Annotated in this window: 14 protein-coding genes and 1 tRNA gene; 10 read left to right on the top strand and 5 right to left on the bottom strand. The window is 70.9% G+C overall.

Features of this window, described 5'->3' with window-relative positions:
• The first annotated feature begins 55 nt into the window (after nucleotides 1-55).
• The gene (gene nudC, locus NJE57_RS07085) at nucleotides 56-982 is read left to right on the top strand and encodes an NAD(+) diphosphatase (protein ID WP_319027687.1); all 927 of its coding nucleotides are present in this window, start codon (nucleotides 56-58) and stop codon (nucleotides 980-982) included.
• A gap of 17 nt (nucleotides 983-999) precedes the next feature.
• On the opposite strand, the gene NJE57_RS07080 is transcribed toward nudC, so the two are convergent.
• Entirely contained in the window at nucleotides 1000-1275 is a 276-nt protein-coding gene (locus tag NJE57_RS07080) for a mycoredoxin (protein ID WP_319027686.1), read from the bottom strand.
• A 77-nt stretch (nucleotides 1276-1352) separates the two neighbouring features.
• Between NJE57_RS07080 and NJE57_RS07075 the strand changes: the two genes are divergently transcribed.
• Complete coding sequence (locus NJE57_RS07075; RefSeq protein WP_319027685.1) at nucleotides 1353-3482, top strand: ATP-dependent DNA helicase UvrD2; 2130 nt, start codon at nucleotides 1353-1355, stop codon at nucleotides 3480-3482.
• Nucleotides 3483-3533: 51 nt separating this feature from the next.
• Here the strand turns inward: NJE57_RS07075 and NJE57_RS07070 are convergent, their stop codons facing one another.
• Entirely contained in the window at nucleotides 3534-4850 is a 1317-nt protein-coding gene (locus tag NJE57_RS07070; RefSeq protein ID WP_319027684.1) for an AarF/ABC1/UbiB kinase family protein, read from the bottom strand.
• Nucleotides 4851-4858: 8 nt separating this feature from the next.
• A complete protein-coding gene (locus tag NJE57_RS07065; RefSeq protein WP_319027683.1) occupies nucleotides 4859-5830 on the bottom strand; it encodes a hypothetical protein in 972 nt (323 codons plus the stop codon).
• A gap of 123 nt (nucleotides 5831-5953) precedes the next feature.
• Here NJE57_RS07065 and NJE57_RS07060 point away from each other — a divergent pair, with 123 nt between their 5' ends.
• Nucleotides 5954-6610, top strand: a complete 657-nt coding sequence (locus NJE57_RS07060; protein WP_319027682.1) for a YgjP-like metallopeptidase domain-containing protein — start codon at nucleotides 5954-5956, stop codon at nucleotides 6608-6610.
• Nucleotides 6611-6639: 29 nt separating this feature from the next.
• Here the strand turns inward: NJE57_RS07060 and NJE57_RS07055 are convergent, their stop codons facing one another.
• Nucleotides 6640-8025, bottom strand: a complete 1386-nt coding sequence (locus NJE57_RS07055; RefSeq protein ID WP_319027681.1) for a zinc-dependent metalloprotease — start codon at nucleotides 8023-8025, stop codon at nucleotides 6640-6642.
• 80 nt (nucleotides 8026-8105) lie between these two features.
• Here NJE57_RS07055 and NJE57_RS07050 point away from each other — a divergent pair, with 80 nt between their 5' ends.
• From NJE57_RS07050 to NJE57_RS07020, 7 genes are all read left to right on the top strand, one after another.
• Nucleotides 8106-9164 carry a PDZ domain-containing protein gene (locus NJE57_RS07050; protein ID WP_319027680.1) on the top strand — a complete coding sequence of 353 codons (1059 nt, stop codon included), beginning with the start codon at nucleotides 8106-8108 and terminating at the stop codon, nucleotides 9162-9164.
• A gap of 66 nt (nucleotides 9165-9230) precedes the next feature.
• Nucleotides 9231-12275, top strand: coding sequence for a UPF0182 family protein (locus NJE57_RS07045; protein WP_319027679.1), 3045 nt, complete (start codon nucleotides 9231-9233; stop codon nucleotides 12273-12275).
• A gap of 113 nt (nucleotides 12276-12388) precedes the next feature.
• A tRNA-Met gene (locus tag NJE57_RS07040) sits at nucleotides 12389-12465 on the top strand.
• A gap of 170 nt (nucleotides 12466-12635) precedes the next feature.
• Nucleotides 12636-13733 (top strand): NAD(P)-dependent alcohol dehydrogenase, encoded by a 1098-nt coding sequence (locus NJE57_RS07035; protein WP_319027678.1) that lies wholly within the window; start codon nucleotides 12636-12638, stop codon nucleotides 13731-13733.
• A gap of 138 nt (nucleotides 13734-13871) precedes the next feature.
• Nucleotides 13872-15344, top strand: a complete 1473-nt coding sequence (locus NJE57_RS07030; protein WP_319027677.1) for an aldehyde dehydrogenase — start codon at nucleotides 13872-13874, stop codon at nucleotides 15342-15344.
• Nucleotides 15345-15351: 7 nt separating this feature from the next.
• Nucleotides 15352-16155: an enoyl-CoA hydratase/isomerase family protein gene (locus tag NJE57_RS07025; RefSeq protein WP_319027676.1), complete on the top strand. Its 804-nt coding sequence runs from the start codon at nucleotides 15352-15354 to the stop codon at nucleotides 16153-16155.
• A gap of 55 nt (nucleotides 16156-16210) precedes the next feature.
• A complete protein-coding gene (locus NJE57_RS07020; protein ID WP_319027675.1) occupies nucleotides 16211-17431 on the top strand; it encodes an NAD(P)-binding domain-containing protein in 1221 nt (406 codons plus the stop codon).
• Nucleotides 17432-17438: 7 nt separating this feature from the next.
• Here NJE57_RS07020 and NJE57_RS07015 read toward each other — a convergent pair whose 3' ends face one another.
• Nucleotides 17439-18605, bottom strand: a complete 1167-nt coding sequence (locus tag NJE57_RS07015) for an acyl-CoA dehydrogenase family protein (RefSeq protein ID WP_413464373.1) — start codon at nucleotides 18603-18605, stop codon at nucleotides 17439-17441.
• Nucleotides 18606-18693: the final 88 nt, after the last annotated feature.

Below are 18693 nucleotides of genomic sequence, written 5' to 3'. Positions count from 1 at the left end.
GATCGCTGGATACTCTGGCCGCCACCCGTCACGATCTGACTAAGGAACCCCGACGATGCCGCTGGACTTCAGCCTGGTCTCCGATCCCGTACTGTCCGTCGCCGCGCCCGACCGGGCCGCGTCGCTCCGACAGGACGCCGAGGCTCTCGCGCGGGGATGGGACACCGCGCGGGTGATGCGGGTCGACCGCCGCAACCGGTTCGCCTCCGATCCCGTGGCCGGGGGCCGGCGCCACATCAGGCTGGAGCGGGCGGCGGACCACGCCGAGGAACTACCGGAGGCCGCCGTGTTCCTCGGTCGGACGGATGGAGGATTGCACATCTGGGCCCTGCCCGTGGACGAGCTGCCCGACGATCCGGCGGTGGGCAACCTCCGGTCGTGCGGGGCCGACCTGGTCGAGGGCGACGGTTCGCTGGCCTCCCAGGCGATCGCGCTGATCGGGTGGCACCGGGACACCGTGCGGGGCCGGGATCGGCAGCACCATCCGCGCCGGGTGGATGCGGGCTGGGGGATCGAGGACCCGTTCCACGGCGGACCCGAATACCCCCGAACGGATCCGGCCGTGATCTGCCTGGTCCACGACGGTGGCCGACGGGTACTGCTGGCGAGGCAACCCGTCTGGCCCGCGGGGATGTACTCGCACGTCGCCGGGTTCGTCGAGGCGGGGGAGTCCCTGGAAGGGTGCGTACGACGCGAGGTCGAGGAGGAGGTCGGCGTGGTGGTCGACCGTGTCCGCTACCTCGGCAGCCAACCGTGGCCATTCCCCCGCTCCCTGATGGTGGGATTCCACGCGATCGGCGACCCGGCGGCACCGATCGTCCTCGAGGACGAGGAGATCAGCGAGGCCGCCTGGTTCGACGTCGATGAGGTCCGCGCCGCACTGGCCGGTCGGGGGCCACTCACCGTGGCGCCGCAGGTCTCGATCGCCCACGTGATGCTCCGGTCGTGGGTGGCGGCGGTGGACGGCTCCGTGACCGGTTGACCCGGCGTCCGGCAGGCTCAGGCGTCCGCGAGTTCGGCCAGCTTCGCCCGCACCTGTGAGGCGGGGGGGTTGGTGGCCGTGGTGCCGTCCGAGTAGAGAGCGGTCGGGACGACGCGGTTGCCGCCGTTGACGCTCTCGACGAACGAGGCGGCCTCGGCGTCCGCCTCCACGTCGATCTCCGTGTAACCGATCTCCTTCTCGTCCAACAGCTTCTTGAGCCGGGTGCAGAAGGGGCACCACGTGGTGGTGTAGAGGGTCAGGGCGTCGGCGTGGTCACTCGTATGATCGCTCATGACGGGGTCCAACGCACGGGGGCGGATTAATCATCCCGGGGGAGGCCCGCAGCGATGTGTCGGGCCCGGATGCCACCATGGGAGCCGTGAGTGACTTGGGACGGAGCCGCGAGTCGGCGCTCGACGGACTGGACCCGCAGCAGCGACGAGCCGTTCTCGCGCCCCGCGGCCCCGTCTGCATTCTCGCCGGGGCGGGGACCGGGAAGACACGCACCATCACCCGGCGCATCGCGCACCTGGTGACCACCGGGCACGTGCGGGGTGACCAGGTCCTCGCCGTCACGTTCACCGCCCGAGCAGCGGGAGAACTCCGCATGCGGCTCGCCGGCCTCGGCGTCGCGGAGGCCGGGACGGGGCCGGTCCAGGCCCGGACGTTCCATTCGGCGGCCCTGCGCAACCTGTCCTACTTCTGGCCGCGGGTCTACGGCGACGAACCCTGGCAACTGCTCGACGGTCAGTTCCGCGCGGTCGCGCAGGCCGTCCGGCGGGTGGGGTTGGACCCCTCGACGGAGACCATCCGGGATGTCCTCACCGAGATCGGATGGGCCAAGTCGAGTCTGCTCACCCCGGACACCTACGCCGAGCAGGCGGTCGTGCTCGGCCGCGACCTCCCGGCCCCCGCCCCGGAGGTGGCCCGGGCCTTCCGGGCGTACGAGGACCTCAAGGTGTCCGGGCCGGTCCGGATGCTCGACTTCGACGACCTACTGGGGCACATGGCGGAACTGGTCGAGGAGGTTCCGGCGATCGCGGAGGAGTTCCGGGACCGCTACCGGTGCTTCGTGGTGGACGAGTTCCAGGACGTCACCCCCGCCCAGCAGCGACTGCTCACCGCCTGGCTCGGACGGCGCGACGACCTCACGGTGGTGGGGGACGTCAATCAGACCATCTACTCGTTCGCCGGGGCGGACCCGGACTACCTGTTGGGTTTCGGGGAGCGATACCCGGAGGCCACGGTCGTGCGCCTGGAGTCGGACTACCGGTCCACCCCACAGGTGGTGGACCTGGCCAACGCGGTGATCGGGGCCGGCGGCGGGAGATTCCGCTCGGCCGGTCTCACCCTCCGGGGCATGCGCCCGGCGGGGCCCGATCCGATCCTCACCGACTACCCGGACGAGGACGCGGAGGCCGAGGCCGTGGCGGGAGCGATCGCCGATCTGGTCCACGGTGGTCTCGACCCCTCGGAGATCGCGGTGCTGTATCGCGTCAACGCGCAGTCCGAACGTATCGAGGCCGCACTGGACGAGGTGGGGATCGGGTATCGGCTCAGAGGCGGGGAGGGGTTCTTCGACAGGCCGGTGATCAGGCGAGCGATGTCGACGATCGACCGACTGGTGGACGGCACGGACGAGGCCGTGGCCGAGGAACACTCGGCGCTCACCGACCCCGGCGAGATCGTCCGGGTGATCCGCGGGTCGCTGGAGCCGCTGGGACTCACGGCCGCCGAACCCTCCGGTGCCCAGGCCAGGGAGAAGTGGGGTTCGCTGACCGCTCTGGTGGGTCTGGTGGAGGAGATCGCCGCCACCGAGCCCCGGCCGGGGCTGCTGCCGGTGGTGGCCGGGCTCAGGGCCCGCGCCTCCGCGCGGCACGCACCTGACGAGCGCGGGGTCACCCTCGCCTCGTTCCACGCCGCCAAGGGGCTCGAGTGGGACGCCGTGTTCCTCCTCGGGGTCCACGAGGGCAGTCTGCCCATCAGTCACGCGATCAAATCCGGGCCGGACGCGATCGAGGAGGAGCGGCGACTGCTCTATGTGGGGGTCACCCGGGCCAGGGAGCACCTGTCGGTGTCGTGGAGCCGCAGTCGCCGGGCCGGGGGGCGCGCGACACGCCGCCCCAGCCGCTTCCTCGACCCGGTGCGTCCGTCGCCGGCGCCCGCAGGCACCCGCACCGCGGGGGAGGCCCCGGACAAGGGGCGCTGCCGCGGATGCGGGCAGCGGCTCACCGGACCGATGCACCGCGCACTGGGGTCGTGCGCCGAGTGCTCGGTGGAGATCGACACCGGACTGTTCGAGCGCCTACGGGACTGGCGAAAGGAGACGTCGGAGCGTATCGGCAAGCCCGCGTACACGGTGTTCACCAACGACACTCTCGTGCAGATCGCCCGCGAGCGACCCGCGGACACCAGCTCCCTGGGGCGCATCGGCGGGATCGGAGCGCACAAGCTCGGCGAGTACGGGGACGACGTCCTCCGTCTGGTCAGGGAGAGCTGAACGGATCCGGTCCCCGTCGGCTCACGCTCTGCCGACTCACGCTCTGCCGACTCACCCCTCGTCGGGGAAGATCTCCGGCATCCAGCGCTGGACGATCTGACGGTACGGCGCGGTCGCCTCGAGTTGGCACAGCATGCCGACCGAGGCCGAGAGCACCCGGTGTATCAGGGCGTACTCGCGGGGCAACGTGAACGACCGCGCGGTCCGGAACTCCCGACCGGAGATGTCCCCGTACACGGCCATGATGCCCTGCAGCCATGCTCGGTCGAAGTGGAACTCCGGCTTGCGCATCGGCTCGATGAACGGGCTGAGGAACGCCATGGCGTCCGCCGCGTCCAGCCCGCCCCGACCCACATAGCCGGAACGTGTCATGAGGGCCAGCAGTCCGTCGGCGTCGCCCGCCAGAGCGAGCCGCATCATCGAGGTGAGAGCCGAGGGCATGCCCTCGGGGAGGGGCAGTGATGCCCCGAAATCCAGCACGACCATCCGGCCGTCGTCCGTGAGGAGGAAGTTCCCCGGATGCGGGTCGCCGTGCATCATCCCGACACGGGTGGGGGAGCAGAACTGGAACTCGGCCAGCAGTTCGCCGGCCCGGTCGCGTTCCTCCTTGGTCCCGCTCGAGGCGATCCTGCCCAGTGTGCGCCCGTCCGCCCACTCGGTGACCAGCACCTTGGGGGCGGAGGCGAGCACGGCGGGGACGTGGATCTGCGGGTCGTCGCGGAACGCGGCGGCGAACACCCGCTGCGTGTCGGCCTCGCCCCGGTAGTCGAGTTCGGCCACCGCACTGTCGTACAGCTCGTCGATGACCCCTTTGACGTCGGTTCCCGGGTTGAGGGGTCGGAGGAGCGGGGCGAGGCGACGGAGCTGCCGCAGGTCCGACCGCAACGCCTCGTCGGCTCCGGGGTACTGGATCTTGACCGCCACCTCCCGGCCGTCCGACCAGACCGCGCGGTGCACCTGCCCGATCGAGGCGGCGGCGGCCGCGGAACCGTTGAACTCGGCGAACCGCTCCCGCCAGCGCAGACCGAGTTGCGTGTCGAGGACCTTCTCCACCTCCGAGGGCGGAAGGGGCGGCGCTTCGGCCTGCAACTTGGTGAGTGCCTCGCGGAACGGGCCGGCGTATCTGTCGGGCATGCCGGCCTCGAACACGCTCAGGGCCTGTCCCACCTTCATCGCGCCGCCCTTGAGTTCTCCGAGCACGGCGAACACCTGTTCAGCGGCCTGGTCGGCGAGCTCCTCCGACAGCACGCCATCGCCCCTGCCCATCGCACGCCGGCCCAGCGACCCGGCGGCACGTCCGGCTATTCCCAGGGGCAGGCCTGCGAGCCGCGCTGCTCGGCGAGATGAGGTACGGGGGAGATCGGACACGTCTCCAATCATGACAGAGGACGCGGCCTCGTCGTCGCCCCGCAGGTACAGCCCTCGGCCGCCGGCCATTCGAGCCGTCTCCACAGTCCCTCGGCCGGGTTGATCTCGACGGTCGCCCCGACGGTCTGGAGTGGATGCGCGGGTCGACGGCTGGCGGAGACCTCGGCGAGCACCAGCGCCGCGGCAGCGGTGAGGGCGGGGACCCCGGCGTCCGGGGTCCGGCCGACGAGTTGGGCCGCGACGAAAGGCCACCGGGGGTCACGCCCGGCGCGGAACAGGTCGATGCACCTCAGGCACGGACTCGCGCCGGGGAGGACGGTGGGTCCCACCACCACCCGCCCGTCCCGGCAGTACACGTGGAGGTGCACCTGGCCGGTCCGGGTGAGCGCCGCGGTCACCACGGGATCCACGGCGATCGATCCGGTGAGGATCACCAGGTCCGGAGCCGGGCCGCGCCGTTGCCAGGGTGGCCGGTCCGGATCGAGGGCCAGGCCCGGGTCCGGGCCGGTGGTCACCCGGCAGCCGTTGACCGAGAGCGGTCCGCGCAGCACCTCCGACACCTGACCCGTGCCGAGGATGTGGACCTGTCGGATGGCGGGCGGACGCGGGGTCGGATCCGCCTCGGGGACGGATCCCGGGGTGGAGAGGTGAACGTGACCGAGTTCGGCCAGACGCACCAGGATCCGCGCGACGGCGGGCAGGTCGGCGGCGTCGACCCCCGCCCGCGTGGCGGCCTCGTCGAGGTCGGCGCCCCCTTCGAGCCCGACGAGCAGGGCCGCCAGACCCCTGGGACCGCACGAGGCCGGGGCACCCACCACGACCGCGCGATCCGGGGCCAGGCCCACCTGCACCGAGTCGTGATCGCGGACCACCACCACCGTTCCCGCCCGGAGTGCGGCCCGGACCGGTTCCCGAGTGATGGGTGCGCCGGCGGGGGCGGCGGGGGGCCGGGTGCTCACGGAGCCGGTCGCTGGGGTCACGGCCACATCGTGGCACGCGCGCGTCCGCCGCGGGGTGCCGTCAGGCGGCTCTCCACAGGTCCCGGAAATAGTGGTGGCGCCTGTGGAGAACCATGCGCCCGGGAGTGGTCTACGGTGGTCGGCGTGTCGCCCACGCCCCGCTCCGACGCCGATGCCGGCCCGGCACCCGAGCTCGAGGACGAGCTCCCCACCAGCCCGGATGACCCTCGGATCGAGGTGCGCCGGTCGCGTCGACGCAAGCGGACGGTCTCGGCGCGGGTGGAGGGCCGGACCGTGGTGGTGCTCATGCCGGCGGGGTTGCCCCGGTCCGAGGAGCACCGGCTCATCTCGGACATGCTGGCGCGCCTGCGCCGGTCGCGTCGCCGGGCAGGGACGGGCAGATCGGACGAGGACCTGATGCGACGGGCGACGGCGTTGTCCGCCAGGTGGCTGGACGGTCGCCCGCGTCCGGCGTCGGTCCGGTGGGTTCCGGCTATGACCACGCGGTGGGCGTCGTGCTCGCCCGGCTCGGGGGAGATCCGGGTCAGCGACGCGCTGCGCGGGGTCCCGTCCTACGTTCTGGACTACGTGGTGGTCCACGAACTCGTGCACCTGGTGGTCCCGGGCGGGCATCCGCCGCGGTTCTGGGAGGAGGTGCGTCGGTTCCCGAGGACCGAGCGGGCGATGGGCTACCTCGAGGCGTACGCGAGGGTGCTCGGGCCGGGAGCCGACGACGCCGCGGCTGGCGGCGAGGGTGTGGGGGACCTGGTGGAGGGCGACGGCGAGGTCGACCCCTCCTGACCGACCCGCCTGGCCGGGAGGTCGCCCTGTCAGGCGTCCCGGGCCGGGCCGTCGGTATCGGGATCCGGACCGTCGGTATCGGTGTCGGGGGCCCCGCCGCCGGACTCGCGGAGGAACTTCTCGATCTCGTCCACCCCGGACTGGTCGCCGGTGGACTCGTCGAGGAGTCGGTCGATCACGGCGGCGGGGTTCTCGAGGTCCTCGCCCACGGGGAGCAGGTCCGGGTGGCTCCACAGGCCGTCGCGTCGCTCGGTACCGACGGCCTCGTCGACCCGCCGCCACAGCTCGGAGGCCTCGCGCGCCAGCCGCGGCCGCAACTCGAGCCCGACGAGGGTGGAGAAGGCCTGTTCGGCGGCGCCACCGGCGGCCCGGCGACGCAGCCACATCTCGCGGAGCTTGTCCGCGCTGGGGAGGCGGTCGCCGACAGCGGCGGTGACGACCGCATCGACCCAGCCCTCCACCAGGGCGAGCAACGTCTCGAGACGGCCGAGGGCGGCCTCGTTCACGTTCGTCACCTTCGGCCCGATCGCTCCGGCACCACCGGACAGCAACTCCTGGAGCTTGGCCGGGTCCTGCAGCATGGACGGGTCCAACCCGGCGGCCAGGTCGTCCAGGCCGGAGGTGTCCACCCGGATACCGCGGGCGTACTCGTCGACGGTGGCCAGAACCCGCGCGCGCAGCCACGGGGCGCCGGCGAACAGCCGGAGGTGTGCGGCCTCGCGGGCGGCGAGGAACACCACGACCTCCTGCCGGGGCAGTTCCAGTTCGTCCGCGAACGCGTCGATGGCGGTCGGGCACAGGGCTGCCACGCCGTCGTCGCCGAACGGCAGCCCCACCTCGGAGGAGAACAGCACGGCGGGGGCGAGCTTGCCCAGGCCCTGGCCGAGCTGCATCCCGAAGCCCATGCCGCCCATCTGGTCGAGCATGCCCAGCAGCGGCCCGGCGAGCTGGCGCGCCTCCTCCGGCATCGCCCCCTTGGTCGCCGAGTTCATCTGCTCGGCCACCGGGGTGCAGATCTTCTCCCACGTGGGCAGGGACTGCTCGACCCACTGCTGCGGGGTCCACACCTCGGTCCGGTGCACGCCGGAGGGGAACTGGGTGGTCTCGTCCAGCCACAGCTCCGCCAGACGGACGGACTCCTGGGCGGCGGTCCGTGAGGCCTCGCTGACGACAGGGGTGCGCCCGAGGGCCTGCAGCGCCACCGTCCGGGCGAGTTGATAGTTCACCGGACCCGAGGCGCCCGGGCCGCTCATCGCCGAACCCATGGAGCCGAGCATCTGCCCGAACTGGGAGAGCATCTGGCCGAACTGGCCGAACTGGGAGGGGTCGAATCCGCCGGAGCCGCCCGGGTCGCGGTCCCGGTCGTCGTCGCGACCGTCGTCGTCGGAAGCGGAGAAACCGAAGGGCTGGTTCATGCCACAACGGTACAGCCCGAGGGGTGCGCAGGTCCGGGCGCGATGTCACGGTTTCGCCCGCGCGGTCTACCCTTGCCCCCGTGAGTCGTCGACTGCTGACCCTCCTCGCCGCTCTGGTCCCGGCGGTGCTGCTGCTCGTCCTGGCCACGTCGGCGACCGTCCCACTGGTGGCCATGGGACCGGGCCCGACCTACGACACCCTCGGGGAGGTCCGGGTCGAGGGGGAGGACGGGACACAGTCGGTGCCGGTCATCGAGGTCAGTGGTCGGGAGCCGGACGCCACGGCCGGGGAGTTGCGGATGACGACGGTCGCGGTCCGGGACAACCTCACCCTCGTCGACGCCATGCGGTTCTGGCTGGATCCGGTCCAGGTGGTGGTCCCGCGGGATCAGGTCTTCCCCCCGGAACGGTCGAGGGACGAGGTCCGGGAGTCGAACACCGCGGAGATGGTCGGATCGGAGAACTCCGCGGAGGCCGCCGCCTACGGTCACCTCGGGATCCCCATGCAACCCCGGGTCGAGGGCGTGGACCCGGAGGGCTCGGCGGCGGGGCTGCTCCGCGAGGGCGACATCCTGACCTCGATCGACGGTGAGAGCGTCTCCGACTCCACCACCGTGGTCGAGCAGGTCAGCGCCCACCGGCCGGGCGACGAGGTCCGGATCGGGTTCACCAGGGACGGACGCCCGGAGACGACGACGACGACGTTGCAGCCGGCCGGTCCGGACGGCGACCCCGAACAGGGCCGACTGGGCATCCTCGTCGGCGACACCCCGGCGGACGGGACGGATGTCGAGATCAACATCGATCCGAATGTGGGGGGCCCTTCGGCGGGACTGGTCCTGGCGATCGCGATCGTGGACAAGCTGTCCCCCGGTGAGGTGACCGGCGGCGCCGAGATCGCGGGGTCGGGCACCATCCGCCCGGACGGCACGGTCGGACCGATCGGTGGGATCACCCACAAGATCCGGGCCGCCCACGAGGCGGGGGCGACCGAGTTCCTCGTCCCCGCCGGAAACTGTGCGGAAGCCGTGCAGGACCCGCCGGACGGCATCCGCCTGATCGACGTGGACACCCTGGAGGGTGCGCTGGAGGCGCTGGAGGAGGCCGCTTCCGGGGGAGAGCCACCGACCTGCGGGTGAGGCGGCGGTTTTCCGTAAGGTGGGGTCCACGAGCATGTCCGCCCCAGCAGTCCAGGAGCTTCCCCGGTGTCCGTCCGCCCACCCGGCAATCCCGGTCGGCCGATCGCGATCTCACGTCGCGGCCGAGCCGTCGCCATCTCCATCGTCATCCTCATCGTCCTGATCCAGGTACTCCCGAGGATCAATTCCACGTACACGAACTGGCTGTGGTTCCGTTCGGTCGACGCCACCAGCGTCATGAGGACCGAACTACTCACGCGGATCGGGCTGTTCGCCGTGGTCGCCGTCCTGGTGGGGCTCGCGGTCGCCGCGGGCATCCTGCTGGCCTATCGCTACCGCCCGGTGTTCCTCGCGCAGCCGGGGATGCCGGACGCGCTGGCGAGGTACCGAGCGGCCCTCGGTTCCTCGCCTGCCAAGACAGTGCTGTGGGTACCCGTCGCGCTGGGGCTCCTGGCGGGTTCGATAGCGCAGACGGGCTGGCAGTCGGTCCTGGCGTTCTTCAACTCCACGCCGTTCGGCCGGACCGACGCGCAGTTCGGGCTCGACATCTCGTTCTACGCGTTCGAGCTGCCGTTGTGGCGGTCGGTCGTCACCTGGCTCATGGTGGCCGTTGTCCTGGCGTTCCTCGCCAACCTCGTCACGCACTACCTGTTCGGCGGGCTCCGCCCCGGCGCGCGTGAGGGTGCGCTGACGCGCGCGGCCCGGATCCAGTTGGTCAGCCTCGCGGGCCTGTTCGTGCTCCTCAAGGCCGCCGCGTACTGGCTCGATCGCTACGAGTTGCTGTTCCGCGAGAACTCCACGTTCACCGGCGCCGGGTACACCGACGTCAACGCGGTCATGCCCGCCAAGATCTTCATGTTCTCCGTCGCGGTGGTGTGCGCGATCGCGTTCTTCTCCGCGATCGTCATCAGGGACCTGCGCATCCCCGCGCTCGCCACCGTGCTCCTGCTGTTCTCCGCCCTCGTGGTGGGGTCGGCGTGGCCGCTCGCGGTCGAGCAGTTCTCCGTCAACCCCAACCGTGCGGAGAAGGAACGGGAGTACATCGCCCGCAACATCGAGGCCACCCGAGCCGCCTACGACATCGGGGACGAGCGGGTCACCTATATCGACAACTGGGGAGCGAGCGACCCGAACCCGCGGGAGGCCGGCTCGGATGTCACGACGCTGTCCAACGTCCGCGTGCTGGACCCGAACGTCCTCGCGCCCACGTTCACGCAGCTTCACCAGTTACGCAACTTCTACGGCTTCCCCGAGACGTTGGGCATCGACCGGTACACGATCGACGGTGAGATGCGGGACTTCCTCGTGGCCGCCCGCGAGCTGAACCCCGAGGCGCTCCAGGCCAACCAGCGGGACTGGATCAACCGGCACACCGTCTACACCCACGGCAACGGCTTCGTGTCCGCGCCGGCCAACCGTGTCAACGAGATCGCGGACGACGCCGGTTCGGACCGCGGTGGCCTGCCGATCTTCCAGGTCTCGGACCTCGAGGCCATCAACAGTGGTCAGGAGATGGCGATCCCGGTGACCCAGCCGCGGACCTACTTCGGTCCGCTCATCTCGCAGTCGGACCCCGACTACGCGATCGTCGGGGACAACGGCGACGGCCCCCGCGAGTACGACACGGACACCGAGCAGTACACCTACACCGGTGAGGGCGGCGTGCCGGTCGGCGGTTGGCTCAACCGCACGGCGTACGCGCTGCGGTTCGCCGAGCGCAACATCCTGCTGTCCAGCCTGATCGGCGAGGACTCCAAGATCATCTACGACCGCGACCCCCGGGACCGCGTGCAGAAGGTCGCCCCGTGGCTGACCACCGACACCAACACGTATCCGGCCGTGATCGACGGACGGATCAAGTGGATCGTCGACGGCTACACCACACTCCAGACGTACCCGTACGCCGAGCTGAGCTCCCTGGAGGCCATGACGGCGGACTCGACCAACGAGGCCGGCGGCCGCGTGCTCCCGGACGAGGAGGTCTCCTACATCCGCAACTCGGTCAAGGCCACCGTCGACGCCTACGACGGCACCGTGGACCTGTACGCGTTCGACGAGTCGGACCCGGTGCTGCAGACGTGGATGAAGGCCCTGCCGGACATCGTGCAGCCGCGCGAGGCGATCTCGGAGGAGCTCGAGGAGCACCTGCGCTATCCGGAGGACCTGTTCAAGGTGCAGCGTGAGTTGCTGACCAAGTACCAGGTGGACGACCCGGGGCAGTTCTTCACCAACGACGCCTTCTGGTCGGTGCCGTCCGATCCCACGGTGACCTCGTCGATCCAGAACCCGCAGGGTCCGCAGACCCCGCCCGTCGGCGGAGCCACGGGGGCGCAGGCCGTCGATCGCGGACCGGTGGACGGACCGAGTCAGCCGCCGTACTACGTGGTGGTCTCGGACCCGACCGACCCGGACTCGGACGAGCCGTCGTTCCAGCTCATCTCGGCGTTCCGCGGATACGAGCGCGAGTTCCTGTCCGCACACATGTCGGCGAGTTCGGACCCGGAGACCTACGGCGACATCACGGTCCGGGTCCAGCGGCCCACGGAACCGCTCTCCCAGGGCCCCAACCAGGCCCAGGACATCATGATCGCCTCCCCGGCGATCGCCGAGGACCGCCGGCTGTGGGGCGAGACCGCCGAGATCACCGAGGGCAACCTCCTGGCGCTGCCGTTGGCCGACGACTCGGTCCTCTACGTCGAGCCCATCTACACCCAGCGAAAGGACCAGGACTCGGCCTACCCGAGGCTGCTGCGGGTGATGGTCTCGTACGACCGCGCCGTGGGTTACGCGCCGACGCTGTACGAGGCGTTGCGCCAGGTGGGCATCGAGGCCGACCCGGACGTGGTGCGGATCGACGAGAGCGGGGAGGCCGAGGCCGAGGCGGAGGGCGAGGTCGAGGGAACGTCCCGGCCGAGCGCCCCGGGCTCGGCGTCGCCCACCACGGGCGGCGGGGGCGATGACGCCGAGCGCGCGACCGCCGTGCGGGAGCTCAATGAGGCCCTGTCGGCCGTCCGGGCCGCGCAGAGTGAAGGCGGGGACCTGTCGGATCTGGGTCAGGCTCTCGAGGATCTCCAGGCGGCTGTCGACGCCTACCAGGGCCTCGGCAACTGAGCTGACCTGCACTGATGCGCCTGGCGATGTGAGGTGTGTCATGTTCCGGTCGTTCTGCGTCCACCGATTTGCAATCTCCGGTGAGTGGCACGTAGTGTCATAGACGCAAACGACGCGGGGTGGAGCAGCTCGGTAGCTCGCTGGGCTCATAACCCAGAGGTCGCAGGTTCAAATCCTGTCCCCGCTACCACTGCACTCAGGCCCGGTTCCCCACGAGGGAGCCGGGCCTGAGGTCATTTCGCCGGTCGATTCGGCAGCCCCCGTCGGGCCGCCTTCTGGTCTAGTGTCCGATTCGCGTGCGGTCAGCGCGCGACCACATCGCGGCGCCTCCAGGGGCGTCCGGACCCGGAAGGCCCCACCATGAAGACCCGCGCCGCAGTCGTCGAAGGACCGGGACAGCCGTTCCAGCTGGTCGACCTGGACATCGACGAGCCCCGCGCTGACGAGATCCTCGTCCGCGTCAAGGCCGTCGGGCTGTGTCACACCGACCTGACCGTCAGGGACATGCTCCCGGCCGAGATGTTCCCCCGGGTCTTCGGGCACGAGGGGGCCGGGGTCGTCGAGGCGATCGGCTCCGACGTCGTGGGCGTCGCGGTCGGTGACCACGTGGTCATGAGCTTCCGGTCCTGCCGGGAGTGCGCCCGGTGCGCGGGCGGTGACGTCGGCTACTGCGAGCAGTCCATGGCGCTCAACTACGTGGGGTACCGGATGGACGGCTCGACGACGTTCCACCGCGACGGGTCCGACGTCGCCGGGTCGTTCTTCGGTCAGTCCAGCTTCTCGGAGCTGGCGATCGGCTCCGCCGACAACGTCGTGGTGATCGACCGGGAGGTCGACCCGGCGGTCGCGGCACCGTTCGGCTGCGGTTTCCAGACCGGTGCCGGCGCGGTCCTCAACACCATCGACCCCGAGCCGGCGTCGAGCCTCGTGATCTACGGCGCCGGGGCGGTGGGCCTGGCCGCGGTCGCCGCGGCCCGGGCCCGGGGTGTCGAGACGATCGTCGCGGTCGACACCCAGGACTCCCGCCTCGAGCACGCGGCGGTGTTCGGCGCGGTCGGGGTCAATCCGACCGACCTGCCCGACGGCGCGTTCGTCGACCGCATCAGGGAGCTCACCGCCGGCGGCACCACGGCCGGGGTCGACACCACCGCGGTGCCGCAGGTCATCAAGCAGGCGGTCCAGGCCCTCGCCCCGCGCGGCACGCTCGTCGTGGTGGGTCTGGGGGCGCCCGGGATCGAACTCGACGCCGTGGACCTCATGCAGAACGGCAAGATCGTCCGGGGCTGCATCGAGGGCGACTCCGATCCGCTGACCATGATCCCGGAGCTGCTGGACATGCTCGCCGCGGGGACGCTCCCGCTCGACAGGCTCATCACCACGTACCCGTTCGACCAGATCAACGAAGCGGTCCGGGACGTGGCCGCCGGTGCCGTGGTCAAACCGGTCCTGGTCTTCTGACTCCGGGCCGCCGTCACCCGGAGTGGAACTCGTTCTCGAAAAGCCGACCGAACCGCGGCGGGCCTCCTACAGTAGACAGGTGTCTGTTCGCATGTCCGATGCGGCAGGATCTCACCCCGTGACGGCAGGAGACCGCCCATGACAACCTCTCTCGACCGCGACGCCCTTCTGATCGGCACCGAGTGGCGCTCTCCCGCGACGGACAGCGTCATCGAGGTGATCAGTCCGCACACCGAGGAGATCGTCGCCCGGGTCCCGGAGGGGTCGGTCGCCGACATCGACGCCGCCGTGGCCGCCGCGCGAGAGGCCTTCGACTCCGGACCCTGGCCGCGAATGAGTCCCCAGGAGCGGATCGAGGTGGTGGCCCGCCTGTCCGCGCTGTACGCCGCGCGACTGGACGACATGGCCACCCTGATCTCCACCGAGATGGGGTCGCCGATCTCCTTCAGCAAGCTGGCCCAGGCACCCGCACCCTGGATGCAGATCGAGGCGTTCGTGGCCATCGCCCGGGAGTTCCCGTGGGAGGAGACCCGACCGGGTGTCCTCGGTGGTGAGGTACTGGTCCGGCACGAGCCGGTGGGCGTCGTCGCGGCGATCCCGCCGTGGAACGTCCCACAGTTCACCGTTCTGTCCAAGCTGATCCCGGCCCTGCTGACCGGCTGCACGATCGTGATCAAGCCGGCTCCCGAGACCCCGCTCGACGCCTACCTGCTGGGGGAGCTGCTGATCGAGGCGGGCGTCCCGGCGGGCGTGGTGAGCATCGTCGCCGGGGGCCGTGAGGTGGGGGAGCACCTGGTGCGCCACCCCGCGATCGACAAGGTCGCCTTCACCGGGTCCACCGCCGCGGGTCGCAAGATCGGGGCGATCTGCGGCGAGCAGCTCAAGCGGTGTTCGCTGGAGCTCGGCGGCAAGTCCGCGGCGATCGTGTTGGACGACGCCGACCTGACGAGCGTGGTCGAGGGGATGAAGTTCCTGGGTGTGATGAACTCGGGCCAGGCGTGCGTGGCCCAGACCCGGATCCTGGTGAGCAGGGAGCGACACGACGAGGTGGCCGAGGCGCTGGCCTCAGGGATCGGCTCGATGGTCGTCGGCGACCCGATGGATCCCGCGACCGAGATCGGGCCGATGGTCGCTCGGCGACAGCAGGAGCGCGTCTCCTCGTACATCGAGCTCGGCCAGCAGGAGGGCGCCACGCTCCTCACCGGTGGTACCGGCCGCCCGGCGGGGCTGGACAACGGGTGGTACGTCCAGCCGACCGTGTTCGCCGGGGTCGACAACTCCATGAGGATCGCGCAGGAGGAGATCTTCGGACCGGTCCTGTCGGTGATCGCCTACGACGACGTCGATGACGCCGTCCGCATCGCCAACGACTCCGAGTACGGGCTGGCGGGGACGGTGTGGACAGCGGACCGCGAGGCCGGGCTCGGCGTGGCCCGCAGGGTCCGCACCGGCACCTACGGCGTCAACACGTACACGATGGACTTCGCGGCCCCGTTCGGTGGCTTCAAGGCCTCCGGGGTCGGCCGTGAGTTCGGCCCCGAGGGACTGGCCCAGTACACCGAGGTCAAGACCGTCTACCTCGGCGAGCCCGCGGCCGCGGGCGACGCCTGATCCCGTCGTGGCGAACAAGGCGGACCCGGTGCTGACGGTGCGCGACGCCGACCGGGTCCGGACGCTCACCCTCGCGCGGTCGGACGCGCTCAACGCGTTCGACGAGGCCCTCTACGACGCGCTGACCATCGCGTTGCACGAGGCCGCGGAGGATCCGGACGTGGCGGTGGTGCTGCTCACCGGGCAGGGCCGGGCGTTCAGCGCCGGGACCGATCTCGGCGAGATGGCCGAGCGCGTCACCAACCCGGACTTCGTCCCCGGTGAGCACGGTTTCCTCGGCCTCATCGACGCCCTGGCCGGGTTCGACAAACCCCTGATCCTGGCGATCAACGGGCTAGGCCTGGGCATCGGCACGACCGTCATCGGGTTCGCCGACCTGGCCTTCATGTCCGAGGACGCCCGCCTCAAGTGCCCCTTCACCAGCCTCGGGGTGGCGCCCGAGGCGGCCTCGAGCTATCTGCTCCCGCGCCTGGTGGGGCGCCAGAACGCGGCCTGGGTGCTGCTGTCCTCCGAGTGGATCAGTGCCCGCGAGGCCCACGAGATGGGCCTGGTGTGGCGGCTGTGCCCGCCCGGCGACCTGCTGGCCGTCGCCACCGAACACGCGGCCCGGTTGGCGAGGTTGCCGATCTCGAGCCTGCGGGCGGTCAAGCGGACCATGATCGAGCCCCTCGTCGACCAGATCGCCGAGGCACGCGAGCGCGAGAACCGCTGCTTCGCCGAGCTCATGGGTGGGCCCGCGAACTCCGAGGCGTTGGCCGCGTTCGCCGAGGGCCGGTCCGCGGACTTCACGGCGCTTCCCGACGGGGCCTGACGGCGGGGGGTCCGTACCGCCCGTCGCGGAGCTGGTACGCGAGGATGATGTCGTGATGAGCGACGTCGACGTGGTGGTGATCGGGGCCGGGCAGGCGGGATTGTCGGCCGGCTACCACCTGCGGCGCCGGGGATTCCTGCCGATCGGCAGGGCCGGTGAGGGCGACCGGACCTTCGTCGTGCTCGACGCCGAGGACGGACCCGGCGGAGCGTGGCGGCACCGTTGGGAGTCGCTCACCATGAGTACCGTCAACGGGATCTTCGAACTCCCCGGCCACCCGGTCCCGGCGGTCGACCGCGCACTGCCCAGTCGGGAGACCCTGCCGCGCTACTTCGCCGAGTACGAACAGCACGTCGACCTGGACGTCCGGCGGCCGGTGCGCGTCCGCTCGGTGCGCCGAGCCCCGCCCCTGCGGGACGGCGCGGGCGAGGACCGTCTCGTCGTCGTCACCACCGGTGTTCCGGTTGAGGGGGCTACCGGCGACGGGACACGGGGCAACGGGATACAGGGCACCGGGACACGGGGCAACGGGATACAGGGCACCGGGACACAGGGCGGCGGGACACGGGGCAACGGGATACAGGGCGACGACGAGGTGTGGCTCGCGCGATACGTCATCAACGCCACGGGCACGTGGACGCGGCCCTTCTGGCCGCACTATCCCGGGCGGGAGAGCTTCCGCGGGCGCCAGCTGCACGTCCACGACTACGTCCGCGCGGAGGAGTTCACCGGTCAACGCGTGGTGATCGTGGGCTCGGGCATCTCGGCCACCCAGCTGCTCGAGGAGATCTCGCGCGTGGCCGACACCCTGTGGGTGACCCGGCGGGAGATCGAATGGGCCACCGGACCGCCCCCGGAGAACTTCTCCGCCGCCATCGACCGGGTCGCCGAGCGGACGGCCCAGGGGTTGCCGCCCGAGAGCGTGATCGGGGTGACCGGCATGTACCGCACGCCGTGGATCGAGCGCGCCGAGGCCCGTGGCGCACTGGTGCGGCACCCGATGTTCACCCGGATCGAGACCGACGGGGTGCGGATGCCCGACGGGACGCTCGAACCCGCGGACGCGATCCTGTGGGCCACGGGCTTCCGGCCCGCGGTGGCCCACCTGGCACCCCTCGGACTGCGGACGCCGGCCGGCGGGATCCGGGTCCTCGACGGGCGGGCGCTCGACGAACCGAGGCTGTTCCTGATCGGCTACGGCCCGTCCCAGTCGACCGTGGGGGCCAACCGGGCGGGCCGCGACGCCGTCCGTGCGATCACGACCGAAATCAGATGAGCCGAGATCAGAGGGTCCGGGAGATCAGCTCCTTCATGATCTCGTTGGTCCCGCCGTAGATCTTCTGGACGCGGGCGGAGGCGTACATCCGCGCGATCGGGTACTCGGTCATGAAGCCGTAGCCGCCGAAGACCTGCAGGCAGCGGTCGATGATCTCGCACTGCTTGTCGGTGCAGAAGTACTTGGCCATGGACGCCGTGGCCGGGTCCAGCTCGCCCTTCAGGTGCAGGGTGATGCAGTGATCCAGGAGCGTGCGGGCGGCCAGGGCCTCGGTCTTGCACTCGGCCAGCTCGAAGCGCAGGTTCTGGAACTTCAGGATGGGCTTGCCGAACGCCTCGCGCTCCTTGGCGTAGTCGATCGCGAGCCGGACCGCGGTCTCGGCCGCGGCCACGGCGGTGACGGCGATGATGAGCCGCTCCTGGGGCAGCTGCTGCATGAGCTGGACGAAGCCCTGGCCCTCACCCGCCTCGCCGCCGAGGATGTTCGCAGCGGGGATCCGCATGTCGTCGAAGAACAGCTCCATCGTGTCCTGGTACTTCAGGCCGATCTTGTCGAGCTTGCGACCGCGGTCGAACCCGGGCAGATCCGTGGTCTCGGCCACCAGCAGGGACAACCCCTGGGCGCCCTCTCCGCCGGTGCGGGCCACGATGATCAGCAGGTCGCAGTGCATGCCGTTCGAGATGAACGTCTTGGCGCCGTTGACCACCAGGTCGTCGCCGTCCCGGACCGCCGTGGTGCGCAGCGCCTGCAGATCGGAACCGGCGCCCGGTTCCGTCATGGCGATGGCGCCCACCATCTCGCCGGTGGCGAGCTTGGGCAGCCAGCGGGTCTTCTGCTCCTCGGTGCCGTACTGGACGAGGTAGTGCGCCACGATCGTGCTGTGGACCGAGTTGCCCCAGCCGTCGTCGAGGGCGCGGGTCTGCTCCTCGGCGATCACGGTCTCGTGCGCGAACGTGCCGCCGCCCCCGCCGTACTCCTCGGGGATGGAGATGCACAGCAGGCCCGCGTCGCCGGCCTTGTTCCAGAACTCGCGGTCGACGGCGCCCTCGGCGGCCCACCGCTCGAGGTTGGGGGCGGTCTCCTTGGCCAGGAAGGCGCGGGAGTGGTCGCGCAGGGCGTCGAGGTCGTCGGTCATCCACGGGGAGCGGTAGGGGGCGGTCTCGAACACGGGCATCTCCAAAAAAATGGGTCGGGTCGCGCGGGCCCGGCCGGCCCGGCTCATCGCCCACAATACGGTTGTATGCTTTGCCGTGCAATCGTAT

It is taken from the genome of Dietzia sp. PP-33, from assembly GCF_033790845.1.
Lineage (GTDB): Bacteria > Actinomycetota > Actinomycetes > Mycobacteriales > Mycobacteriaceae > Dietzia.
The sequence above is the reverse complement of the archived record's forward strand: the minus strand, read 5'-3'. Positions and strand labels throughout refer to the sequence as shown.

Bases quoted from the DNA above. Each gene is read 5' to 3' on its own strand.
- NJE57_RS07075 (WP_319027685.1), top strand. From the start codon at position 1,353: ATGGGAGCCGTGAGTGACTTGGGACGGAGCCGCGAGTCGGCGCTCGAC.
- nudC (WP_319027687.1), top strand. From the start codon at position 56: ATGCCGCTGGACTTCAGCCTGGTCTCCGATCCCGTACTGTCCGTCGCC.
- NJE57_RS07030 (WP_319027677.1), top strand. From the start codon at position 13,872: ATGACAACCTCTCTCGACCGCGACGCCCTTCTGATCGGCACCGAGTGG.
- NJE57_RS07035 (WP_319027678.1), top strand. From the start codon at position 12,636: ATGAAGACCCGCGCCGCAGTCGTCGAAGGACCGGGACAGCCGTTCCAG.
- NJE57_RS07015 (WP_413464373.1), bottom strand. From the start codon at position 18,605: ATGCCCGTGTTCGAGACCGCCCCCTACCGCTCCCCGTGGATGACCGAC.
- NJE57_RS07055 (WP_319027681.1), bottom strand. From the start codon at position 8,025: ATGAACCAGCCCTTCGGTTTCTCCGCTTCCGACGACGACGGTCGCGAC.
- NJE57_RS07020 (WP_319027675.1), top strand. From the start codon at position 16,211: ATGAGCGACGTCGACGTGGTGGTGATCGGGGCCGGGCAGGCGGGATTG.
- NJE57_RS07080 (WP_319027686.1), bottom strand. From the start codon at position 1,275: ATGAGCGATCATACGAGTGACCACGCCGACGCCCTGACCCTCTACACC.